We start from the raw sequence: 1,099 nt of genomic DNA on the forward strand, positions 1-1,099 counted from the left end.
CGGCTTAAGGAATGCGACAGGATTCACGCCATGACTCACGAGTTGAACTCCATAGGCGCAAAGGTGCGAGAAACCGGGGACGGATTGATTATTGAAGGCGTTTCTTCCCTTACAGGCGGGCGCGTACAGGCGTGGAATGACCATCGCATTGCCATGGCCTTGGCCATGGCTTCACAAAGATGTACCGGTAAATTGACTATTGAAGGGGCCGAGTGCGTACGCAAGTCCTATCCTTCTTTTTGGCAAGACTTTGCACATATGGGCGGCATAGCCGTAGAGGAGACTTAAGATGAATACAATAGGGCATAATTTAAAATTGACCGTATACGGCGAATCACACGGTAAATCTATAGGAGCCGTATTGGATGGATTGCCGTCGGGGGAATACCTTGACTGGGATGAGGTAAAAAAAGAAATGGCACGAAGGGCTCCGGGAAAAAACACTCTGTCTACATCACGTAAAGAAGGCGACGCCTTTGATGTACAGAGCGGCTATTTTAATAATGCTACGACGGGAACACCGCTGGCCGTTATGATAGAAAATACAAATACTCGCTCTGAGGACTACGATGATTTACGCCACCTTATGAGACCGGGGCATGCCGACTATACTGGTAAAGTACGCTATGACGGGTATAATGACTATCGAGGCGGCGGGCATTTTTCAGGTCGATTGACGGCCCCCTTGGTCTTTGCCGGAGCTGTAGCCATGCAAATACTGGGGAGACGGGGGATCCACGTGGGCTCTCATATTCTGCAGATTCACGACGTCCAGGACCGACCTTTTAATCCCATACATGAAGAGTTAAGTCGCCTTCTTTCTTTAAAGAACATGACCTTGCCTCTTTTGGATGAAACTCGAATTGCAGCGATGGAAGAAGCGGTTGCCGCAGCTAAGAGCCGCCATGATTCCGTCGGCGGTATCATTGAAGGCATTGTGACGGGTATGCCGGCCGGCATTTTTCAGGTCGATTGACGGCCCCCTTGGTCTTTGCCGGAGCTGTAGCCATGCAAATACTGGGGAGACGGGGGATCCACGTGGGCTCTCATATTCTGCAGATTCACGACGTCCAGGACCGACCTTTTAATCCCATACATG

2 protein-coding genes and 1 pseudogene are annotated in these 1,099 nt (G+C 50.4%); all 3 read left to right on the forward strand.

The annotated features are described in order from the left end of the window. Positions 1–288 (forward strand): annotated as a pseudogene (locus tag PGX78_RS08570) (3-phosphoshikimate 1-carboxyvinyltransferase); the annotation flags it as partial. A gap of 1 nt (position 289) precedes the next feature. Further along, the gene (locus PGX78_RS08575) at positions 290–976 is read left to right on the forward strand and encodes a chorismate synthase (RefSeq protein ID WP_270446540.1); all 687 of its coding nucleotides are present in this window, start codon (positions 290–292) and stop codon (positions 974–976) included. 32 nt (positions 977–1,008) lie between these two features. After that, a partial coding sequence (locus PGX78_RS09505; RefSeq protein ID WP_442864826.1) for a hypothetical protein occupies positions 1,009–1,099 on the forward strand: 91 nt, incomplete at its 3' end.

This window comes from Megasphaera sp. AF13-6AC, from assembly GCF_027685385.1.
Lineage (GTDB): Bacteria > Bacillota > Negativicutes > Veillonellales > Megasphaeraceae > Megasphaera > Megasphaera micronuciformis.

Excerpts from the sequence above, each read along its gene's own strand:
- PGX78_RS08575 (WP_270446540.1), top strand. The coding sequence starts at position 290 with ATGAATACAATAGGGCATAATTTAAAATTGACCGTATACGGCGAATCA.